This window comes from Candidatus Binatia bacterium (genome assembly GCA_036504975.1).
Taxonomy (GTDB): domain Bacteria; phylum Desulfobacterota; class Binatia; order UBA9968; family UBA9968; genus JAJPJQ01.
Window position 1 is genome coordinate 12354 of the sequence record DASXUF010000061.1, and the last position, 20786, is coordinate 33139.

Annotated in this window: 18 protein-coding genes; 9 read left to right on the top strand and 9 right to left on the bottom strand. The window is 58.3% G+C overall.

The genetic code is table 11. The features are described 5' to 3' along the window. Window positions 1–11: 11 nt before the first annotated feature. A complete protein-coding gene (locus VGL70_07945; GenBank protein ID HEY3303450.1) occupies window positions 12–383 on the bottom strand; it encodes a response regulator in 372 nt (123 codons plus the stop codon). A 63-nt stretch (window positions 384–446) separates the two neighbouring features. Further along, window positions 447–779 carry a hypothetical protein gene (locus VGL70_07950; protein ID HEY3303451.1) on the bottom strand — a complete coding sequence of 111 codons (333 nt, stop codon included), beginning with the start codon at window positions 777–779 and terminating at the stop codon, window positions 447–449. Between the two features lie 176 nt (window positions 780–955). Here VGL70_07950 and VGL70_07955 point away from each other — a divergent pair, with 176 nt between their 5' ends. Next, the gene (locus tag VGL70_07955) at window positions 956–1747 is read left to right on the top strand and encodes a prolipoprotein diacylglyceryl transferase (protein HEY3303452.1); all 792 of its coding nucleotides are present in this window, start codon (window positions 956–958) and stop codon (window positions 1745–1747) included. Between the two features lie 32 nt (window positions 1748–1779). On the opposite strand, the gene VGL70_07960 is transcribed toward VGL70_07955, so the two are convergent. The 4 genes from VGL70_07960 to VGL70_07975 form a co-directional block, all read right to left on the bottom strand. Continuing rightward, on the bottom strand, window positions 1780–2892 hold the full coding sequence (locus tag VGL70_07960) for a shikimate dehydrogenase (protein HEY3303453.1): 1113 nt from the start codon (window positions 2890–2892) through the stop codon (window positions 1780–1782). Window positions 2893–2938: 46 nt separating this feature from the next. Further along, a complete protein-coding gene (locus tag VGL70_07965) occupies window positions 2939–4372 on the bottom strand; it encodes a SpoVR family protein (GenBank protein ID HEY3303454.1) in 1434 nt (477 codons plus the stop codon). A gap of 13 nt (window positions 4373–4385) precedes the next feature. After that, window positions 4386–5564 (bottom strand): sporulation protein YhbH, encoded by a 1179-nt coding sequence (gene yhbH, locus VGL70_07970; protein HEY3303455.1) that lies wholly within the window; start codon window positions 5562–5564, stop codon window positions 4386–4388. A 76-nt stretch (window positions 5565–5640) separates the two neighbouring features. Further along, complete coding sequence (locus tag VGL70_07975; protein HEY3303456.1) at window positions 5641–7575, bottom strand: serine protein kinase; 1935 nt, start codon at window positions 7573–7575, stop codon at window positions 5641–5643. 514 nt (window positions 7576–8089) lie between these two features. Between VGL70_07975 and VGL70_07980 the strand changes: the two genes are divergently transcribed. Then, entirely contained in the window at window positions 8090–9028 is a 939-nt protein-coding gene (locus VGL70_07980) for a glycosyltransferase (protein ID HEY3303457.1), read from the top strand. 34 nt (window positions 9029–9062) lie between these two features. On the opposite strand, the gene VGL70_07985 is transcribed toward VGL70_07980, so the two are convergent. Then, a complete protein-coding gene (locus VGL70_07985; GenBank protein ID HEY3303458.1) occupies window positions 9063–10784 on the bottom strand; it encodes a phosphatase PAP2 family protein in 1722 nt (573 codons plus the stop codon). Between the two features lie 177 nt (window positions 10785–10961). Between VGL70_07985 and VGL70_07990 the strand changes: the two genes are divergently transcribed. Both VGL70_07990 and VGL70_07995 read left to right on the top strand, forming a co-directional pair. Beyond that, window positions 10962–11891 (top strand): formyltransferase, encoded by a 930-nt coding sequence (locus VGL70_07990; GenBank protein ID HEY3303459.1) that lies wholly within the window; start codon window positions 10962–10964, stop codon window positions 11889–11891. Between the two features lie 4 nt (window positions 11892–11895). Then, window positions 11896–13638 (top strand): glycosyltransferase family 39 protein, encoded by a 1743-nt coding sequence (locus VGL70_07995; protein ID HEY3303460.1) that lies wholly within the window; start codon window positions 11896–11898, stop codon window positions 13636–13638. Here VGL70_07995 and VGL70_08000 read toward each other — a convergent pair. Together VGL70_08000 and VGL70_08005 are read right to left on the bottom strand one after the other, a co-directional pair. Then, window positions 13617–14432 carry an undecaprenyl-diphosphate phosphatase gene (locus tag VGL70_08000; protein HEY3303461.1) on the bottom strand — a complete coding sequence of 272 codons (816 nt, stop codon included), beginning with the start codon at window positions 14430–14432 and terminating at the stop codon, window positions 13617–13619. The two genes, VGL70_07995 and VGL70_08000, sit on opposite strands and share 22 nt — an antisense overlap. A 30-nt stretch (window positions 14433–14462) precedes the next feature. After that, window positions 14463–15089 (bottom strand): VTT domain-containing protein, encoded by a 627-nt coding sequence (locus VGL70_08005; GenBank protein HEY3303462.1) that lies wholly within the window; start codon window positions 15087–15089, stop codon window positions 14463–14465. 212 nt (window positions 15090–15301) lie between these two features. Here VGL70_08005 and VGL70_08010 point away from each other — a divergent pair, with 212 nt between their 5' ends. The 5 genes from VGL70_08010 to VGL70_08030 all read left to right on the top strand — a co-directional run. Continuing rightward, on the top strand, window positions 15302–17044 hold the full coding sequence (locus VGL70_08010) for a hypothetical protein (GenBank protein ID HEY3303463.1): 1743 nt from the start codon (window positions 15302–15304) through the stop codon (window positions 17042–17044). Between the two features lie 228 nt (window positions 17045–17272). Continuing rightward, a complete protein-coding gene (locus VGL70_08015) occupies window positions 17273–17821 on the top strand; it encodes a hypothetical protein (protein ID HEY3303464.1) in 549 nt (182 codons plus the stop codon). A 594-nt stretch (window positions 17822–18415) separates the two neighbouring features. Next, window positions 18416–19297 carry a polysaccharide deacetylase family protein gene (locus tag VGL70_08020; protein HEY3303465.1) on the top strand — a complete coding sequence of 294 codons (882 nt, stop codon included), beginning with the start codon at window positions 18416–18418 and terminating at the stop codon, window positions 19295–19297. 12 nt (window positions 19298–19309) lie between these two features. Then, complete coding sequence (locus VGL70_08025; protein HEY3303466.1) at window positions 19310–20485, top strand: DegT/DnrJ/EryC1/StrS family aminotransferase; 1176 nt, start codon at window positions 19310–19312, stop codon at window positions 20483–20485. A gap of 2 nt (window positions 20486–20487) precedes the next feature. Next, on the top strand, window positions 20488–20786 hold a 299-nt coding region (locus VGL70_08030; protein HEY3303467.1), incomplete at its 3' end, for a zinc ribbon domain-containing protein.

Consider the following 20786-nt stretch of genomic DNA (forward strand, 5'->3'; position numbering starts at 1 on the left):
GGGGACCGCTTTCAAGCATCTTTCAGCAGCCGATCGATGCGCGCGCCCAGTTGCCGGTGCGTAAAAGGCTTGGCGATGTGGTCGTTGCAACCGCTTGCCAGGCAATTGGCCCTGTCCTGATCGCGGCACAGGGCGGTAGCGGCCAAGATCGGTATAGCCTGCGTCTTAGGATTCCGGCGAATTTTAGCGGAAGCACTGAGCCCGTCCAGCTTGGGCAGGAGAATATCCATGACAATCAGATCGGGCGGCGTGGACGTGGCCATTTCCACGGCCTCCAATCCATTCGTCGCCACGGTGACATCGTAACCCAGCACCTCCAGCTCCAAGCTCATCACATCGATCGTATCCGGATGATCCTCCACGAGCAGCACGCGTTTTTTCATGATCACCTCAATCCACGGATTATTCAAAAAGAGAGGCGGGCCCCTAAAAGCTGGCAGTGACGTTCAATGTGTTTCCATTGTCTTGTCACTGGCCCTGCTTAATTTGTCGACCAAACCTTCCATTGAGATCAGGAGCAGATAATATCCGTTTCTCCAGGAGTCCCCGGCGTACGCGGTCGTTTCCGAATCTTCAAGCTCGATGACCACGTAGCGCCGATTGCCGAAGGGGCTCAGGTCGGACGCGGACGTCCTTCCGATTATCACCGTTTCTCTCGGAGTCGCCAGCCGGTAGCCGCGCCGAAGTCCCAACTCATTCACGCACCAGGATAAAGGTTTTTCCGCCAGCGCATTGCCCTGGAGAGGCACTCCTTCCTGCAACAGCCAGATCTTGGCCATGTCCCTCTGCTCTAAAGTGCGCGCCCAAGATATCTGTTATCAGACATATCTTGGAAATCAAACAAGGGGCAATTCCCGACCCGCGTTAAACAATAAAGACACACGCCTGCGATGCAGCGAGGATGAATTTGCTCGACCTTTCTGATAACCTGACCGTAACTCGAGGAATTGATTCGATGCTTCCCGTTCTTTTTCAGATAGGTCCGTTCACGGTCTATAGTTTCGGCGCGCTGATGGCCCTAGCTGCGGTGGTAGGGGGGTTGCTCGTCTGGCTCGAATTAAAGCGTTACGGCTACAATCCGGAGATCTCGTCCACGATCGTTTTCGCCGGCGCGGTCGGCGGTCTCCTCGGAGCGAGAGTTTTATTCATTCTCGAGGAGTGGAGCAGCTTCGTCCGGCATCCGTGGGACTTCATTTTCAGCGGCGCGGGCTTTACATGGTACGGCGGCGTGATCGGCGGAGTGTTGGCGGCCACCTGGGTGGTGCGGCGCGAAGGCATTCCGTGGCTCAAGGCCGCGGACATTTGCGCCCCCGCGCTGGCGATAGCGTATGGGATCGGCCGGATCGGCTGCCATGTGTCGGGCGACGGCGATTGGGGAATCGAAACGACCGTGCCCTGGGGAGTCGCCTACACCAACGCGATCATCGGCTGGGTCCACCCTCTGACCGGTGTTCCTTATCCGCCCGGCACGAGGGTTCACCCGACGCCGATTTACGAGTTCTTACAGTCGCTCGTGATTTTCGTTATTTTGTGGTCGATCAGAAAAAAAGACTACCCGGCCGGAACGATTTTTTGGCTTTATCTCATTCTCAGCGGAGTGGCGCGTTTTACGGTGGAGTTCTGGCGCGTGAATCCGCCGTTAGCCTTGGGCTTGAGCGAGGCGCAGTGGTTCAGTCTGGTTCTTTCCATCGCCGGTTGCGTTCTGCTCTACATACAGCCCGGGAAACAGGTTCGCGCCCGCGCTTAAAAATTCCGTCTCCCCCAATCTTTGCCTGGCTTTCACCAGGCTTGTGTCATGACCTCCAGGATCCGCCGGCGCGTCTTCTCCGTGTAAAGACCGGCTCCTTCGAGCACGCGCCGGCAGACATGGTTGAAGAACCCCTCGACCGCCTGAGCCACGATGATTCCCTGTCCGTTGAGCGTGCGGTGACCGCTCACTCGTCCATGGCGCAGGAATACGGTTTCCGCCGGATGATAAACCAGGTCGTAAAACCCCGCGCCGGAGGGAATGGAAAGCGCGAGGTTCCACGAGGCGTTGTTGTTCGCCTCGATGTCGGGCAGGGAAGCGCTCAGGCACGCTCGGTACAATTCAAGCTCGCCGTCCGACGGTTGCGGAACGCCGGTTGGATGGGCCGGCGCCAGCGCGGAATAGGGCTCAAGAACCGTAGCGCCCCCGGCGTTTTTCCGGATTCCGCCCTGCCCTTTAGTGGTGCAATTGACGATCAGCCCCACGCGCCGGGCGTATTCGGGAACCTCTTCTTCACGGATGGCGGTGACGCCGCCGAAGCTCTTGCCGATTTCTCCGGCGAGCGAAACGGCGCTCTGATGCGTGCGGTTCGCGACATATATTTGACCGCGCTCCCTCTTCTCCGCCAGGGCGAAAGCGACCGCTCGGGCGGAGCCGCCGGCGCCGAGAATCATCACGCTGATTCCGTCGAGAGATGCGAGAAACGGCGCGGCCGAGCCGGGTTGGACGGTCGGCAAGCTCTGCATGAAGCCCTCTCCGTCCGTATTCGCTCCTACGAGCCGGCCGTCGTCCGTCCGCACGATCGTATTCACCGCGCCGATTCCCGCCGCCTTCCCGTCGATCGAGTCGAGGTGTTTCATGACCGCGAGCTTGTGCGGCACGGTGACGTTCAGGCCCAGCCAACGGTCCGATTCTTTGATCGCTGCGAGAAGCGCTGCCAGCCGGCTATCGTCCACGTCGAGCGGCAGGTAGACGGCCTTGATCCCGAGCGCGTCGAACGCGGCGTTCCACATCGCCGGGCTTTTGCTGTAGCGCGACGGAGCATCGCCGATGACCGCGGCGAACCGCTTCGTTCCCAAGGCCTTGAGACCGAGGCGGTTCTGGATGCACGATTGAATCCGATCGATTTCGTCTGGGGCGGGCATACGGGTCCTTTTAGAAGGACCTTTATAAGTCAATCCGGCGGCGGGATCAATGAAGCGGTTTGATCGAGAGCTTGCCTTCGGAAAAGGAGAGCAGGGATTTTTTGCCGTTGATCTCGGTTCCCATGACCACGTCTCTGCCCCAAAGATGGTGGAGGTATTGAAGCGTTTTTTCCGCGTACTCCAGGTGCAGATCGCGTCCGTCGTGATGGTGCTGGAGAAAAAGCACGCGGTTGTTGTTGTAGTCCGCATTTTCAACTTTGATCACCGGCACGGTGCCTGTGCCGACGTTGCGGATGAGCGTCTCCTTGATGGCGCGCCAGTTGTCGTCGTCGGCGACGCGCGAGACGACCTGATCGCCGCCGCGGCTCTGATACTCGAATAAATTGAGCTCGCGGATCAGCTCTTCGGTCAGGTAGCGCCGTAAAAAGGACGCGTCCCTCTCGACCTCGCGGACCTCGAAGATCTTCTCTCTTCCTGTTTTCGTTCTCGGGCCGAATTCCCGTTCGTCGTCCGGCGTCGGATGGTCCCAGCGGTGCTCGATGTCTTCCCAGACTTTGATTCCCAGATGGTACGGATTGATGGCGCCGCGGGCGGGGCTTAAGACCTGATTGTGGCGCACCATGAACTCGATTTGCATCCCTTGCGGCAGCTCGAGCGTGTCGAGAATGCGCTTGTGCCAGAAACTCGCCCACCCTTCGTTCATGATCTTGGTCTCCATCTGCGGGATGAAATACTGCGCCTCCTCGTGCACGATCGTGAGCAGGTCCTTTTCCCAGTCGCTGAAGTGCTGGTTGTGGTCGCGGATGAAAAGCAGGAGATCCTCTTCGGGATAGAGCGGTACCCGGTTCAAATCCGGCGCGACGTACTCCTTGCGCCGGTGGATGGCCCGGAACGGGTCGGCCGACGGCTTGGACTCCTCCAGGCGCCGCTCCAGCTCTTCTTCTTGAGTCTGCTTGCGGATGGCCAGATTGCGCCGGCATTGCAGTGAGAGGGCATGGGCGGCGTCGAGAATCCGCTCGACCTTTTCCAGGCCGATGCTGGGATCCTCGATGTACATGCGGACTCGGTTCGCGTGCGCCTTGAACGTCTCGACGGTATACTCGGCGCGCGTCGACTTGAAAGTGAAATTGTTCTTGAAGAAATCGCTGTGGCCGTAAACGTGGGCGATCGTGAGCACCTGAAGGAGCAGCGAATTGTCGCGCATCAGATAGGCGATCGAGGGATTCGAGTTGATCACCATTTCGTAAGGCAGCCCGGTGACGCCGTAGTCGTAGAGGGTCTTGAGCTTCTCGAAGCTCTTGCCGTAGGACCAGTGGGGATAGTGGGAGGGCATGCCGGAATAGACCATGTAAGCCAGCATCTGCTCGTGGTCGCAGACCTCGAATTCCTGCGGGTACGGCTCGAGGCCGACTTCACGCGCGACGGCGAAGATCCGCTCGTTCCACGAGGCTAATTCTTCGAGGGTGAAGGAGGCCGGCATGGTGCGGGGCGCTCTAGGCGGCGTCTTCCCGTGCGCGCTCGCGGGAGAGAAAGCCCTTGAAGGAGGGCCAGATATCTTCTTTGCGCTGGATCTGGACCGTCTGAAAGTTTTCCGCCTCGAGCTGGGAGAAGAACTGGATCATGCTGCTGCCGTAATAGCCCGAGCCGAGCGGCTTGATCTCGCCGTAGCCGAAGAGATTGGCGACCTCGGCGAGCTCTTTCGCCGCCTGGAGGGCGGCGGGATTATCCGATTCGAAGTTGTCGCCGTCGGAGCAGTGAAAAACATAGACGTTCCAGAGCGACGGGTGGTAGCGCCGGTCGATGATCTCCAAGGCTTTCCGGTATCCGGAGGAAATGAAAGTTCCGCCGGACTCTCCCTTGTGGAAAAACTCGTCCTCGCTGACCTCGGTCGCCTCGGTGTGATGCGCGACGAAGACGATCTCGACGTTCTGATATTTGGTGCAGACGAAGCGATAAAGGAGAAAGAAGAAGCTCCGAGCGAGGTATCGCTTCATCGTGTCCATCGAGCCGGAGGTGTCCATGATGCATACGACGACGGCGTTCGATTCGCGCCGGATCTCGGTGACGGTGTGCCGGTAGATGAGGTCGTCGTTGTGAAACGGGAAGCGCTGCGGGCGGAGGGCGAAGGCGTCGGCGCGTTGGACGGCCTTCTTGCGCTTCACTCGCGAAATCGCCGTGCGCCGCTTGTCGAGGCGGATGCGGATGCCCTTTTTGCGGTATCCCTTGCGGCGGAAGAGCTGCTCGACCTCGATTTGCCGCAGATGTTTTCGCTCGAGGTTCGGCAGCTCGAGATCCTCGAACATCATGTCGATCAATTCTTCCAGCGAGACGTCCGTTTCGTAATAATCGATGCCGGGGCGGTCGCCGGCCTGCTGTGCATCGCCGTCGGCTTCGCCTTTGCCGATCACCTGTCCCGGCTGGGTTCCCGGACCGCCCTGGCCGACTCCCGGGACGTTCTCGCCGTAGACGAAGCGGTACTCTTTGACGCCGCGGATCGGCACCTTGATGACCCGGTCGCGGTCTTTGCCGATGATCGATTCCTCGGCGATGATGTCGGCGATGTTGTGGCGGATCGCCTCGTGGACTTTTTCCCGATGGCGCAACCGGTCTCCGGCCGAGCGATCGCTGCGCTGCGCCGAGGCGGGATCGTAGGAGCGAAAGATGGTGTCCATTTCCGTGAGGGGTTAGGCGTAAGGGGTGAGGGGGGTGAGGATCGCCTAACCCCTCACGCGTTACCCCTTACGGGCTTCAGTCTTTCCATAGATTATTGGCCGCGTATTTCAAGACCACGTCCACGCAGCTCGGGCAGTAGCCGTTGTCGAGGAGGTTCTTGACCATCGCGTTGTACTTGTCGCTCTGCTCCTCGTCGCGCGTTCTCGCCTTGGTGATGATGCGGCTCAAATCTCTGACCGAAGTCATAAGCTTTTTTTCGATCGCCTCTTTCAGCGGCTCGTAGCTGCCGTAATCGATTTTTTCGCCTCTCCGGTTCGCGGCCCAGAGATAGGCGATCACTTCCTGGCGAAAGCCGTCCGCCGCCGAGCCGATGATCGCGATCTGCTCCTCGATCGATTTCATGAAGCTCTCGTCGGGCGAGAGCTCTTCCTTGGTGTTCCGGTCCTTCACTTTGCTCTTGTTCACGTAGGCCTCGGCGTGGTCTAGATAATTCTGGAACAGCGATTCCGCCTGCTCCTGGTACGAGTAGACGAAGGCGCGGGTGATCTCTTTTTCGAGCAGCTCGAGATATTCCTTGTGCAACGTGTCTTGCAGGAATTCCAGATATTGCTTGCGCGCGTCGTCGGGGAGATCCGCTTCCTTTACCATGTTGATGAGCGCCTCGCGGACGTTGATCGGGTTGATGCAATTGCCCGCGGTGTTGTCCGAGAGGGCGTTGTCGAGCGCCTTCATGATGAAACGGGTCGAGATGCCGTTCATGCCCTCGCGCTTGGCCGCCTCGCGCAGCTCGTCGACGTCGACTTTTTTCGTCCGGCCTTTTTCCACGACCTCTTCGCCGTTGTAGAGCTTGAGCTTGGTCATCAGATCGCATTTGTTCGTCGGCTCGAGACGGGAGAGAATGGCGAACATCGATGCGATGTCCAGCGTGTGCGGCGACACGTGGGCGTGAAAGTCCGAGTGGCGAATGATCTTTTGATAAATCTTGACTTCTTCGGAGAGGCGGAGATTGTACGGCACCTTGACCACGACGATGCGGTCGAGGATCGCTTCGTTGGTGTGGTCCGCCTTGAACTTTTGCCACTCGGCTTCGTTGGAGTGGGCGACGATGACCGCGTCCACGTAGACGAGTCCGTGCCGCCCGGGCGCCGGGATGACCTTCTCCTGGGTCGCGGTGATCATGCAGTGCAGGTATTCGATCTCGTTCTTGAAGACCTCGATGAATTCCACGATGCCGCGGTTGCCGATGTTGAGCGCGCCGTTCAGCTCGAGGACCCGCGGGTCGCCCTCGGAGTAGAGATCGAGCTTGGAGATGTCTTCGCTGCCGATCAGCACGGAGGTGTCCTGGTTGTTGGGATCGACCGGCGGGACCACGCCGATGCCGACGCGCGCCCGCTTGGAAAACTCGATCGTGCAGACGGGAAATTCTTCGTAGCGTCCGCTGAACTCTTCTTTGAGCCGGAAGCGGCAGACCGGACAGAGATCGCCTTCGACGTGAACGCCGAGCATCTTTTCGAATTCCTTGCGCAGGTGGCGCGGGATCAGGTGCAGCGGCTCCTCGAACATCGGGCAGCCTTCGATCGCGTAGCAGGGGTCGCTCTCTTCCAGGCCGCGATGGAGCTTTTCGACCAGAGAGCTTTTGCCCGATCCGACGGGACCCATCAGGTAGAGGACCTGCCGGCTCTCTTCGCCCTTGAGCGACGCGGCGTGAAAGTAGCGCACGATCTGCGCGATCGTCTTCTCGATGCCGAAGAATTCATCGGAGAAGAAGTTGTAGACTTTGACCGACTCGTCCTTGTACAGCCGCTTGATGCGCTGGTCGTCCGATTCTTGAATGTCCCGTACGCCGGGCTTGGTGATGATGTCGTACATGCGCGCGTGAGCGAGCTTGGTGTTCCCCGGATTTTCTTTTACCTTTTCGAGATAGCCCAGAAGATTGCCCTTCCAGGCTTTGGCCTGCGCCGAGTCGCGGTCTTTGCGGATGAGCGATTCAAATTCCCCTTGCTGATTCATTCCGGCGATTCCTCCTTTCGGAATGGATCCTGACACGAAAACTCTGGAAATGCATTCTGAAGTATAAACGGGCCGGTTCGGGACAGGCGATGCGTAGTCCTCTTAGCCATGATAATCGCGCCCAGGCCGCCGCGAGCGTAGTTCTGTGTGAAGGACTGACTGTAAAGAAGGAAGCGGACAGAGAAGAGGAGGATCCGTACCGAACATCAACCAGAAGCTCTTTAGGGCCTGCACGCTACCTCCTTTCCCTAAGGGTCCCGGTCAACCTGCGGGGGCTCTCGACGGTTTGACGAAGCGGAGGCGGAAAACTTCAGAGAGCCCCAACGGGGACTATTGAACCGTTATTTTGAGCCAAAGTCAAGAAAATTCATTTTTCGCCGCGACGCAAATTATTCTCTTGTGCGACGGAAGTCCTCCGCGAACGCCGGGAGACGCAGTCGTTTGAAGATTCGGCGCGCGCATGTTAGGAATTTTACCACAATCGCTACCATCTCGCACCTCCGGACACCGACGCATGAGCGGCACGAGCGAACGCCCCGAACTTTCGATCGTCATCCCGCTTTTTAACGAATCGGCGAACGTCGAGGCGCTTCACTCGCGGCTCTCGGCGACGCTCCAATCTTTGGGCAAGTCTTTCGAGATCGTCTACGTGGACGACGGCAGCGCCGACGGGACCGCGGACATTCTCAGGCGGATCCACGCCCGCGCTCCGGAGATCAAAGCCGTCATCTTCAATCGCAACTACGGACAGCACGCGGCGGTCCTCGCCGGCTTCGAGCGTGCGCGCGGCGAGGTCGTCGTTACCTTAGACGGCGATCTTCAGAACCCGCCCGAGGAGATTCCCAAGCTGCTTGAGAAAATCGACGAAGGATACGATGTGGTCGGGGGACGGCGGGAAGAGCGCCGGGACCCGATGTTGCGACGTGTGTTTTCGTTTTTGATCAACCGGCTGGTTTCGCGCACGGTCGGAGTCGAGATGAAAGACTACGGCTGCATGCTCCGCGCGTATCGGCGGGGCATCGTCGAGCGAATCTGCGAGTGCCCGGAGATTTCGACGTTTATCCCGGCTCTGGCGAATTCCTTCGCCGGCTCGGTCGCCGAGATTCCGATCGCCCATTCCCTCAGGCGATCGGGAAAATCGCGCTACACGCCGCTCCGCCTTCTGCGCTTGACCTTCGATCTCCTTACGGGTTTTTCTCTCCTGCCGATTCAGATGGCGGGGCTGGCGGGAATCCTGATCGCTTTTTTCGGCCTCGCACTCGCGCTGTTTCTGGGCGCGAGCATTATAATCGTCGGCGCCGAAGGCATGGGGGTCTTGATGTTGTTCGCCGTTCTTTTCTTCTTCATCGGCCTGCAGATCCTCGCCCTGGGTCTGGTCGGAGAGTACGTCGGGCGCATCTATATGGAAGTCCGGCGCCGCCCCAAGTACGTGGTCAAAGAGATTCTCGACTAGCAGCGTAGCGGGCTTGGCGCGCGACGATTCGGGGCTAAGGCGCTATCAAAGTCGCAGTCATATAAAAGCCGAGGGCGCCGAGGCAGATCGCGGCGAACATGGCTTCAGAGCGTTCTCTGTTCTTCAATATCCAGGCCGTCACGAGGAAAAAAGTCAAAAGAACGAAGGGCACGGCGAGCTTGAGCGTTGAATATTCGGGCCGCCCGATAGGAACGACGACGGCGCCGATTGAGAGCCCGGCGGCGGCGGCGATCGTCGCCAGGAGCGAAAATTTCAGAGCGCCCGGAGATATCTCGCGCTTGATGAAGCGCGCCAGGAGGCAGGACAGCGGCGGCAGCGCGAGGACGATGGTGTGGGGAAACTTGGCAGCAACGAAAGGGAACAAAGCAATGACGACGGCAGCCCAGAGAAGAAGCAGCCGGGAATGCAGATCGATCGTCGTCTCTCGGAGCCAACGCCTTCCTTCCTTGACAAAGTAGGAGATCGCGAAGAATGTCCAGGGAAAAAGGGCGAGCGCGAGCACCGGCAGATAGTAGATGACTTTCCCGGCATGCCGCGTAAGACCGGTACGCGCGGCCGCGTCGTCGAAGAAAAATGCGTGCTCGGCCTCGCGAACCGGCATGCCGGGGGAGAGCCAGAAAGCGAAAACCGCTAGCGTGAACGCTAAAAGCAAACCATGGCGCAGCGCGCTTCGAGACAAGAAGCCTACGAGCGAGTTTTCCTGAAGCTGTTCATGGATCAAGAATACCAAGACGGGAAATAGAGCGATCGGACCTTTCGCGAGAAACCCGAGACCGAGAGCGGCATAGGACATGACCAGCAAAAGGTTCGACGTCGGGCCGCGCTTGGCCGAATACACATAGGCCAGGAAAGCGAGTACGGTAAAGAGAATCCAGGCGGCATCCGAAGGAAGCAGACGAGAGACGCTGACGAAAAGGAACGAGCTGGAAACAATGATTGCGCTATAGAGCGCCATGTCCTTGCCGCAAAGCTCGCGGGCTAAAAAATAAGTTGCCATGGCAGATAGAATTCCGTAAAGCGCCGGTTGTAAGTTGGAAAAAAGTTCAGCGCGGCCGGCGGTCAGCAGCGCCGCGGAAGAAAAGACGACGACGATCGCCGTCTCCGTGAACAACGGAGCCCCCCTTGCCGCCCTTGGGGCGGGCTTGGCGATCTTCGTTTCTTCAGGAGGCGATGGATCTATCGCCGGAGCGAAGCTCGATTCCACCGCGCGGCGAACGCCGCCCGCCACGACGATTCCCACGGCCGATCCCAGGATCGCCCCGCCGATCACGTCGGTGAAAAAGTGCTGTCCCGTGATCACCCGTCCGAGAAGCGCGAGCAAAAATCCGGCGCTATATAACGGAATGGTCCAATGCGGATAGTAGCGGCAAAAAAAAGCGAGCAAGGCGAACAGTGCGGTCGTGTGGCCGGAGGGAAAGGCGTCGAAGCCCGAGGGCCAAAGGTGCGGGCCGATGAAATAAAAATCGCCGAGGCCTTTCGACGGACGGGCGCGTCCGATAAGGTGCTTCAACGCCTGCACGGCGATGCCGCCCGCGCCGAGCGCGAACAGGCCTCCTGTGAATGTTTTCACTAAGCGGGGTTTTTGCCACAAATAGCCCGCCATGATAAACAAAATGCAAAATGTGGCAAGCTGGTCGCCGGCTTCCAGCCCGGCGGCCAAGCGGCCGGCCATTTTTAGAAATGGGATTTGCAGTTCGCGCGAGACGTAAGAATAAATTTCGGCGTCGAGTGCCATCGGGGTTTGTAAGACCAGGTTCGTATAGCGGAGGAGGGGCTTTGTCAACCAGGATTGTGAAGAATTACCAAGATAAAATCGAGATTCTTCGCTGCGCTCAGAATGACATCGTGGGACGCATTTCTCATTCCCGCATTCTGTCACTCTGAACGAAGTGAAGAGTCTCAGCATGCCATCATGAAACTCGTTGTCTTCGCCTATCACGATATCGGTTTCGAGTGTCTCGACTTTCTCATTCAAGTAAAAGAAGAGATCGTTGCGGTCGTGACGCACGAAGACGATCCGAACGAAGAGATCTGGTTTCGCTCGGTGGCCGATCTCGGGCGCCGGCACGGCTTGCCCGTTTACACGCCGAAAAATCCCAACACGCCCGATTTCATCGAGCGGATCCGCAAAGCCGATCCGGAAATCATATTTTCATTTTACTACCGGCAGCTCCTGTCGAATGAGCTTCTGGCGATTCCGCGGCGCGGCGCCATGAATCTCCACGGCTCGCTGCTGCCGCGCTATCGCGGGCGCGCGCCGGTGAACTGGGCGCTCGTCAACGGCGAGACGGAGACCGGCGTTACGCTTCACCATATGGTCGAGAAGGCCGACGCCGGCGACATCGTCGCGCAGAGGCGGGTGGCGATCGGTCAACTGGACACGGCTTTGACGCTCTATCGCAAGCTCACGCGAGCCGCGAGAGAGCTAATGGAAGAAATTTACACCGCGATCCAAGCGGGCGATGCGCCGAGGATTCCGCAGGATGCGCGGTTCGCCACGAAATTCGGCGCGCGGCATCCGGAAGACGGTAAAATCGATTGGAACAAGCCTGCCGCCGTCATTTACAATCTCGTGCGCGCGGTCACGCATCCATATCCGGGGGCGTTCACTTTTGCTCGCGAAAGAAAACTCTTCGTATGGTGGGCGGTCGCCGACGGCGCCGAGTCGAGAGGCGAAGCGCCGGGAACGATTCTCTCGATCGAAGAGGGAACAGGCGTTCGGGTAGCGGCCGGCGCGGGCCGCCTGCTGCTGAAGCGCCTTCAGCTCGAAGGGGAAGAGGAGCTGTCCGCGGATCTCTTCGCCGGGCGGTGGGAATTCCGGATCGGCGAGAGGCTGGGATAGCTTCGTGTTGCGGCGTGGCGGTTGGGGAAGCGATATACTTTTAGTCATTTCCCTGCTCGTCATATTCTTCGGCTTCAATCTCGGCGGACGCGCGCTGTGGTCTCCGGTCGAGGGACGCTACTCGGAAATCCCGCGCGAGATGGTCGCGACCGGCGATTATCTGACGCCGCGGCTTAACGGCGTCAAATATTTCGAGAAGCCGCCGCTCTTCTATTGGCTCCAGGCTTCTTCCATCAAGCTCTTTGGTTTGAAGGAGTGGTCGCTCAGATTATGGGCCGCGCTCTTCGCCGTGCTCGGCTGCCTCGCGGTCTACGCGGCCGGCAGGGAATTGCTCGGCCGCAGAGCGGGTTGGATCGCGGCCGTGATTCTGGCGTCGAGTCCTTTGTATTACGCGATGGGCCGCGTCATCACGGTGGACATGGCTCTGTCGTTTTTTCTCACCTGCGCGTTGTTCGCGTTTCTTATCGGCGTCAAGACGCCGCCGGGGCGTTCGCGGCGCTTTCTCCTGTGGTCTTTTTACATCTGCGTCGCTTTGGCGACTTTGACCAAGGGCCTAGTCGGCATTGTTCTTCCCGCTCTGGTGATCGGCTCATGGATCGCGCTCGTTGGTGAAGGGAAGCTCCTCAAGACGATCTATCTCCCGTCGGGAATTTTCCTCTTTGCCGCAATCGCCGCGCCGTGGCACGTCATGGTGTCACGCGCCAATCCGGAGTTTGTCCGGTTTTACTTCATTCATGAACACTTGCGGCGTTTCCTCGCGGAGAATCAAACGCCGCTCCACGAAGCATGGGCGTATCTTCCGGTGCTGCTGATCGGGTTTTTTCCGTGGTTCGCGTTCCTTATTCAAAGCTTCAAGAACAGCGTGGATTTCTCCTGGGATCAGCGCCGCAATCATAAAGAGGAGCTGTTTCTCTGCCTGTGGCCGGTGCTGATATTTCTGTTCTTCTCGGCTTCGGGTTCGCAGTTGTTCACGTATATTTTGCCGGCCTTTCCGCCGCTCGCGCTACTTATCGGGCGAACTTTCTCCTCGTGGTGGAACACCAAGGCGGCGCCGGGGTTCAGGTCCGGTGTCTGGGCGGCAACTATCGCCATGATCTTGCTGGGGGTCTTGGGGTTCGGGGGTTTGCAGCACGGTCTGGAACGATATTCCAACTGGCCGAGCCTCGAGGCTCCCAGCGACGATACGACGATCCCTTCGACGAAGCTGACCTCGTATCCCGATCTGGAGCCAATGAGGCCGTACTTGTATGCGCAAACCGCGCTCCTTCTTTGCGGCGCGGCGGCTCTCGTCTGGGCGCGGCGGCGCGGCCTGCGCGCGGTATTTCCAGTGTCGGCGGCGACGATCGGCTTGTTGTTGGTGGTTGTGGATAGCGGCTTCCCGCTATTGGACGACCGCCGTTCGTTAAAAAATCTGGCGTTGGCGTTGAAGCCGCAGCTCCAACTGGCAGACGAGGTCGCCACGTACCGCGCTTACTATCAGGACCTTCCGGTTTATCTCGGGCGGTTGGTGACGGTGGTCGAATGGAGGGGCGAGCTCGATTTCGGCATCCGCGCGGAGGACGTGAGCGGCTGGATGATCGACGATGCGGAATTCTGGCGGCGATGGAATGGCCGCGCCAGGATGTACGCGGTCACCGACCGGGAGAATTACGACCGGTTACTTGGCCGCGGCGGGCCGAACGTTCATCTGGTCGCGAAGAACGATTATAACGTCGTGGTCACCAATCAGCCGCGTGTAATGAAATAGAAAATCGGCGCGACGACGATTCGATACCAGGCGAAAGGGATTAAGCTCCAGCGATTCAGAAGGCGAATGAACCAGCGGATTGTAAGCAGCGCAACGACGAACGCGACGACGAAGCCGAGCGCGAGCTGGCCGGCCTCGGTTGTGCTCAACGTCTCCCTCATCTTCAAAAGGTCGTAGCCCGTCGCGGCCATCATGATCGGCACGGCGATCAAAAACGAGAACTCGGCGGCGCCTTTGCGGTCGAGCCCCAGGACTATTCCGCCGATGATGGTGGCGGCCGAGCGCGACGTTCCCGGCCAGAGGGCCAGGGTCTGGAAAAGGCCGATGCCGAGGGCCTGGCCGAGCGAGAGCGTGTCCAGAGGCGCCGTCGGGCGGCGCCGGACAAGATGCTCCGTAAGCAAGATGCCGATTCCTCCGACGAGCAGCGCCAGCGCGACGGAGTCGGGCGTGAAAAGATACTGCTTGATGACGTTGCGGGCGAGAAATCCCGCGACGAGCGCCGGCAAGGTCGCGAGACCGATTCGATATAGCCCCGGCCAGCCGTCGAGCGCCGATCCCTGCGGAGAAAACGGATCATGGTTTCCGGGGATCAGACGCATGAAACGTTCGCGGTAGAGCACCACGACGGAGAGAATCGCGCCTAGCTGGATGGCGACTTCGAACGTGGAGGCTTTCTCGCCCACGAATCCAAGCAGCGCGCCCGCGACGATCAGATGGCCGGTGGAGGAGACCGGAATGAATTCGGTGAGCCCTTCGACGATGCCCAGGATGACGGCGACGACCCAGTTTTCCAAGTTTTCTCCCTCTCCGGGCGGTTCCAGTGACTATTTGCGCGACTTCCACTTTTCCTGGGCGAACTTGATGATCGCCGGAAGCAGCGACACGAATATCACGATCGCGATGATCATGTGGAGATGCTCGTCGATATTTTCGACCCATTTGCCGAGGAAGTAGCCTGCCAGGGTCGTGCTCATGACCCAAAAGATCGCGCCGACGATATTGTACATGGCGAAGCGGCGGTACTTCATGCCCGCGACGCCCGCGACGACCGGAGCGAAGGTGCGAATGATCGGGACGAAGCGGGCGATGACGATGGTAAAGCCGCCGTACTTCTCGTAGAACTCCTTGGCGGTGAGGACGTGCTTGCGGCGAAAGAAAAGCGAGTCTTCGCGCGTGAAGATCTTGGGCCCGGTTTTCGCGCCGATGGTGTAACCGACCGCGTCGCCGGTAATGGCGGCAATGCTGAGAACGATGTTGAGCGTCACGATATTCAGATCGCCGCGCGCGGCGAAGACCCCCGCGGTGACGAGAAGGGAATCACCGGGAAGAAAAAAGCCGATCAAAAGGCCGGTCTCAGTGAAGACGATGATCGTGATCGCCGCGAGACCGCCCACCCGAACGAGCGTCTCGACGTCGTAGATTTTATGGAACAGGTCCCAGAGAAAGTCCATCTAATCGTGCCGGAACGCGGGTGTGAGGTTTTTTGGAAGGGTCATCGGAAGTTTTCCGACTGTAAAGCATTGGAGGAGTGAAGTCAAAGAGAGACTAACTCTCGCCGAAAACCGGCGCGCGCCAAACACTCTTGCGCAAACCTACCCGGACATTGTAGTGGAGTGTTGAGAAACTCTTCGCCTTTTTGGTCGTGAAAACCGAAGGAGGCTCTATGAAACGCTGGCTCGTTGTTTTCGCCGCCGCGCTGCTTTTTCTAATGCCATTTCAGCTCTCTTCAGAGGATAAAAAGAAGTACCCTGCGCCACGATTTCCTTCTTACCTCAAGGCTCCCAAGAATGTCGAAGAGGTCATGCCGTACGCCCGTGCCGCCGTGCGCCAGGTCGGCGGGAGAACGCCGCTCGGCCTGGCGGAGAAGGGGCAGACGGCGCTCCTGCTCGCCGCCGACCACCTCGGGGAGCCGATCATTATGGAGGCGATCAAACGCGCCTTTGCCGAGAGGGGTATCCAGGCGCAGGTTATGTTCGAGAGTGAGCTTGCCGGGGTCAGCCGTGATGAGGCGCGGGCGATCCACGGCGCAAAAGGGAGGATGCCGATCACTAAAGAGTACGGCTTCGGCTACTTCGAAGCCGGACAGGCGGGCGAGTGGGGCATCAACTGGTTTAAGAAGCACCATCCCGAAGTGGCCGCGAAATTATTCCCCGATCTGCCCAAAGAGCTGGCTGAAAAGGCAGAGAAGCTTGGCGGCAATCGTCTCGGCAGCGCCGTGGCGGCTTATATCGAGAAACATCCGGAGATCGACGTGGTTTTTTACGGCCGAGGCGGCCGGCAAAATCACGCGCGGCGCTTAGGAAAATACCGCGACAAATTCCGCGGTAACTTTATTTTCGACAATCGCTACGAACTCATGACCAGGGCGCCGCAGTTTCCGGGCGACATCTGGCGGTTGGCCGAAGAGCGCGTCATCGAGCCGATCGCGTGGCTGGATCGGATTCACGTCACCGATCCCGAGGGAACAAATATCACTTTGGATCTGGATGAAAAAATGGCGGACGCCTGGGGTAAGTCCGCTTATCAGCAAGGCCATCTCTATATGCTGCCTGGGTCGGCGACGGGACGTCACCCCTTCTCCATCGTCGATTATCCGGCCTTGACGAAGCAGTACATCCCGCACTTCTTGAGCAAGGTGAACGGCGTGATCGCCGGGACGACGAACCACCACGGCTTTTACCCGCGCATCGAAGTCCACATCAAGGACGGCTACGTTCGCGAGGTGAAAGGGGGCGGATACTTCGGCGACATCTGGCGCGAGGCGATGAAGATTCCGGGGATTCACGAGGCGGTTTGGCCTTTCCGCAGCGAGCCGGGCTACTGGTGGGCGCGCGAGGCCGGCCTCGGGACCAACCCGAAATTTTATCAGGAGCCGCAGGAGAATGCGGTCATCGGCAGAAACCGCTCGGAGCGGAACGTTGCGGGAGTCATCCATTTCGGCTTCGGCCAGCAGGTTGTCGAGAGTCCGGAAGGTCCCACGAAGCCCAAGGAAGCGATCGACTTCGAGCAGAAGACGGGCCTTCCCAACGAGCATGGTTGGCACATTCATAACACGATGATCACCTACCGCGCGCGCGTGCGCGGCACCAAGAATACCTGGCTCACGCTGATCGACCGGGGACGGATCACGGCGCTGGATTCACCGGAGATCACGGCGCTGGCCTCGCGGTATGGTGATCCGAACGAGGTATTGAGTCAGGACTGGGTGCGTCACCTGCCCGGAATCAATGCGCCGGGGAACTATCAGGAGTACGCGAAAAATCCGTGGAAATTTCAGACACAGATCAACAAAAAAATCGCCGGCGGCACGTACGAGTATTTTTACCCGGTCGGAAAGAAAGCATCCAAGAGCTTTCAGCCGAGCCAGATCGGCGGCCGATCGTTGCCCGATGAGGTACGGGAGTAGGGAGTGTTGATCCGCCAGATTTCCAATTGCTCACCCGGTGTTGAGCGTCACGATATTCTGAGAAGCGGGAGAATCTGAGAAGGGGATGAGTGATTTACGGTGTAGAGAGAGATCGGTTTAAACGCTGGCAATTCTACTTTAGAACTGTCCTATGACGGGGAAGCTTACGTTTGAAGCTTACTATCGCCTAAGCTGCACGCAAGTGCGTATACAAACTCGTGACGTTGAATGAGCAAGGTGTACAATTTCTTTAGTGCCGCAATGGACAGCCAGCTTTTTTGGGGGTTCATTGGGCTTTTCCTCGCGAGCATCGCACTCAGCGGAAAGTTAAGCATGAATGCGTCCTATATTTTCTTAGTACTGGCTTGGATAGTCGGATGCTTCGGAATTTATAGGTCTGGTGTATTTAGCGATTGGCACATGTTGCTTGGAGTGTGGCTACTTTTGGGCAGTGCATTGGCATTTACGGGGTCATGGCTTCAACCTGCTATTCCGTTAGCTAAATCGAAATCAGGTAAGCCTTCAATGCCGCCGTCGTTGAGCGATCTGTTCAAGAGCGACTTTCCAAACGTTATGAAATTTAGCGACGACGGTCGTATTGGTATTCAGTGGAAAAATGGCGAAGTTTTACCAATCAGGGGTCAGGTCTATGCAGATTTTCCAGCCAAGACGCTATTCGTGGGGTACTACATTGTGTCTTCTCCGAAAACCTATGAGTCGTGTCTGAGACTTACGGAGGCCGTGAAGGACACGACACTAGCTTATCCAAGCGCGTAAAGGTGCAGGCTGGTTACAGAGATGAAAGCACGAGACTTGAAGAGCTAACTTTCTCGGGGCGTGTTTTACTGTACCATGAGGACTTTTTATCCATCAATCAAAAAGCAGCTATTATCGAGGCCTACAAAGTAAAGAACTTTGATGTACAGTTCAGGGGACCTGATTATCTTTCAGATAAGCTTATTGCTTGGCATCGACAGCACGATCCAAAACCGGTGCCCTGAGTAAAGGGCATGACGGACGTGCTGCATGGGAGCAGTACTTGGGGTCAGACAAGGACAGACTGTTGAAAAACCCCCGTTCACCCTTCGAGAGTCTCAGGGCGAACGGACCTAGTATTGGAATCGTTGAGTAATTTCCGTTCGTGCTGAGCTTGTCGAAGCACGAGTAGGACTTTTTCAACAGTCTCAGGATATCTAAACAATTTGCACTAACCTCTTTACTTTAGCTTGTACCGCCCCGTCCTGCTGCGCTCTCTGAGAGAACCGCCTGAGTAACGAGCTGATCGTAGTCTGATCTCTGTACGATGCTCGCAAGCTGCCCGTCCTGATCGATGCCGCGACAACAGCCGGAATTCGGTGTATATTTTCGCCGATGCAGCTTGCCATCAAGATCGACGTCGATACGCGGATCGGGCTCCGGGAGGGAGTGCCGCGGCTGCTGGAATTGTTGCGGCGCCATGGAATCAGGGCCAGCTTTTTCGTGAGCTTCGGCCCGGATCATTCGGGCCGCGCGATACGGAGGATCTGGCGGCCGTCGTTTCTGCTCAAGATGCTTCGCACCAATCCGCTCCGCCTCTATGGCATCAAAACTCTGCTGTCGGGCACCTTGTTGCCGTCGAAGCCGATAGGAGCGGAGAATCCGGATATTCTTCGCGCGATCGTGGCGGACGGCCACGAGTTGGGAATTCACGGCTACGATCATGTGCGCTGGCAGGATCACCTGGAAAAGATGAATGAGGCGGAGATCGAGGCGGAGCTTAAGAAGAGTATGAGCGCGTACGAAAACGTTCTCGGCGTGCGCCCTCTATGCACGGCGGCGCCGGGTTGGCGCTGCACGCCGGAGAGCCTCATGATTCAAGACCGGCTGAATTTCTTTTACGCGAGCGACGTGCGCGGAAGCTCGCCTTTTTTTCCGGTCCACGATGGCCGAGTCTTCAAAACGCTGCAGTTTCCGACAACCCTCCCGACGCTCGACGAATTGATAGGCCGCGAGCGGCGTGCCAACGAGGTTCTTCTCTCTTTGCTCAAAGATAGTTTGAACGTGCATACGATTCACGCGGAAGTCGAAGGGCGTCCTTATCTTTCGATGTTCGAAGATTTCCTGAAGGAGATCCGCCGCCGGGGCGTGGAGACGGTGCTGCTCCGCGACGTCGCGACGAATTTCGTCTCGCGCGCCGCATCGATTACAAAACGATCTATAAGACGGGGAAATCTTCCGGGCCGCAGCGGCTGGGTGGCCTGTCAGGAAAAATAAAAAGGTAAAAGCATGAGTTCGACGCGCAAAGAGTTTCTGCCGCTGTCGCGGCCGACGATCGGCGAAGAGGAAATAAGCGAAGTCGTAGAAACGCTGCGCTCGGGTTGGATCACGACGGGTCCCAGGGTCGAGCGTTTCGAGCAGAGCTTTCGGGACTATCTCGGCATGCCCGAAGCCGTCGCGGTTTCCTCCGGGACCGCCGGACTCCACATTGCGCTGCTGGCCGCAGGCATCGGTCCCGGCGACGAGGTCATCACCTCGTCGATGACTTTTGCCGCCACCGCCAACGCGATCGTTTTCTCCGGCGCGCGGCCTGTTCTGGTGGACTCCGAAGCCGACACTCTGAACATCGATGTAAACGCCGTCGAGCGAGCGATAAACGGCAAAACCAAAGCGATCATGCCGGTCCACTTCGCCGGCCAGCCGTGCGCGATGAACGAGTTGCTGGAGATCGCGCGGCGCAATAATCTTCGAGTCATCGAAGACGCGGCCCACGCGCTCGGCACCGAGTACCGCGGACAAAAGATCGGCACAATCGGAGACGCAACGGTTTACAGCTTCCACCCGATCAAAGCCATCACGACGGGCGAGGGTGGAATGATCGTGACGCGCGAAGCCGAATTGGCCGACCGAATGCGGCTGCTGAGATTCCACGGCATCCGGACGAGCGCCTGGGAGCGCCAGGCGGGCGGCAAGTCTCCCCTCTACGCGGTGGAGACGCCGGGCCTCAAGTACACGATGATGGACATCCAAGCCGCGATCGGCATTCACCAGATGGCGAAGCTCGAAAGCTTCATCGAGCGGCGAGCGCTTTTGGCCAACCTCTACCGCCGGCGGTTCGAAAAAATCGACGGGATCGAGCCTCTCGGTTTGGTTTCGTATGCGCACGAGCACGCGTGGCACATTTTTGTCGTCCAGTTGGAGCTAGAGCGGTTGACGATCGGCCGGGACCGGTTCTTGGAAATTCTCAAGGAGCGGAACATCGGCACCGGAGTCCATTTTCCCGCAGTCCACCTGCAACCTTATTATAAGGAGAGGTGGGGGTACTGCCCCGGCGATTGTCCGAACGCAGCGAAAGCTTCGGAACGGATTCTTTCCTTGCCGCTCTTTCCCACAATGAATGAGAACGACGTGCACGACGTTGTGGAAACCGTTGCAGAGTTATTGGACGAGCACCGAAAGGATTGAACATGCCGATTTACGAATATCTTTGCCTGGCCTGCAAAAAACCTTTCTCTTTTCTGGTCGGAGTAGTGGCCGATTCCGGCGAGCCGGAGTGCACGCGCTGCGGCGGCAAGAAACTCCGCAAGCTCATCTCGCGCGTCGCGCGGGTGCGATCCAAGGAAGCCTCGCTGGAAAACCTCGCCGACCCGAGCAAGCTCGGCGACATGGACGACCCCAAGGCCATGGCGAGCTGGGCCAAAGAGATGGGGAAAACCATGGGCGAAGAAACCGGCGAAGAATTCGGCGACGAGTTTGACGAGATGAT

Excerpts from the sequence above, each read along its gene's own strand:
- VGL70_07945 (HEY3303450.1), bottom strand. The coding sequence starts at position 383 with ATGAAAAAACGCGTGCTGCTCGTGGAGGATCATCCGGATACGATCGAT.
- VGL70_07975 (HEY3303456.1), bottom strand. The coding sequence starts at position 7,575 with ATGAATCAGCAAGGGGAATTTGAATCGCTCATCCGCAAAGACCGCGAC.
- VGL70_08015 (HEY3303464.1), top strand. The coding sequence starts at position 17,273 with ATGAGCAAGGTGTACAATTTCTTTAGTGCCGCAATGGACAGCCAGCTT.
- VGL70_08025 (HEY3303466.1), top strand. The coding sequence starts at position 19,310 with ATGAGTTCGACGCGCAAAGAGTTTCTGCCGCTGTCGCGGCCGACGATC.
- VGL70_07955 (HEY3303452.1), top strand. The coding sequence starts at position 956 with ATGCTTCCCGTTCTTTTTCAGATAGGTCCGTTCACGGTCTATAGTTTC.
- VGL70_07985 (HEY3303458.1), bottom strand. The coding sequence starts at position 10,784 with ATGGCACTCGACGCCGAAATTTATTCTTACGTCTCGCGCGAACTGCAA.
- VGL70_07990 (HEY3303459.1), top strand. The coding sequence starts at position 10,962 with ATGAAACTCGTTGTCTTCGCCTATCACGATATCGGTTTCGAGTGTCTC.
- VGL70_07960 (HEY3303453.1), bottom strand. The coding sequence starts at position 2,892 with ATGCCCGCCCCAGACGAAATCGATCGGATTCAATCGTGCATCCAGAAC.
- VGL70_08005 (HEY3303462.1), bottom strand. The coding sequence starts at position 15,089 with ATGGACTTTCTCTGGGACCTGTTCCATAAAATCTACGACGTCGAGACG.
- VGL70_07965 (HEY3303454.1), bottom strand. The coding sequence starts at position 4,372 with ATGCCGGCCTCCTTCACCCTCGAAGAATTAGCCTCGTGGAACGAGCGG.
- yhbH (HEY3303455.1), bottom strand. The coding sequence starts at position 5,564 with ATGGACACCATCTTTCGCTCCTACGATCCCGCCTCGGCGCAGCGCAGC.
- VGL70_07980 (HEY3303457.1), top strand. The coding sequence starts at position 8,090 with ATGAGCGGCACGAGCGAACGCCCCGAACTTTCGATCGTCATCCCGCTT.
- VGL70_08010 (HEY3303463.1), top strand. The coding sequence starts at position 15,302 with ATGAAACGCTGGCTCGTTGTTTTCGCCGCCGCGCTGCTTTTTCTAATG.
- VGL70_08020 (HEY3303465.1), top strand. The coding sequence starts at position 18,416 with ATGCAGCTTGCCATCAAGATCGACGTCGATACGCGGATCGGGCTCCGG.
- VGL70_07950 (HEY3303451.1), bottom strand. The coding sequence starts at position 779 with ATGGCCAAGATCTGGCTGTTGCAGGAAGGAGTGCCTCTCCAGGGCAAT.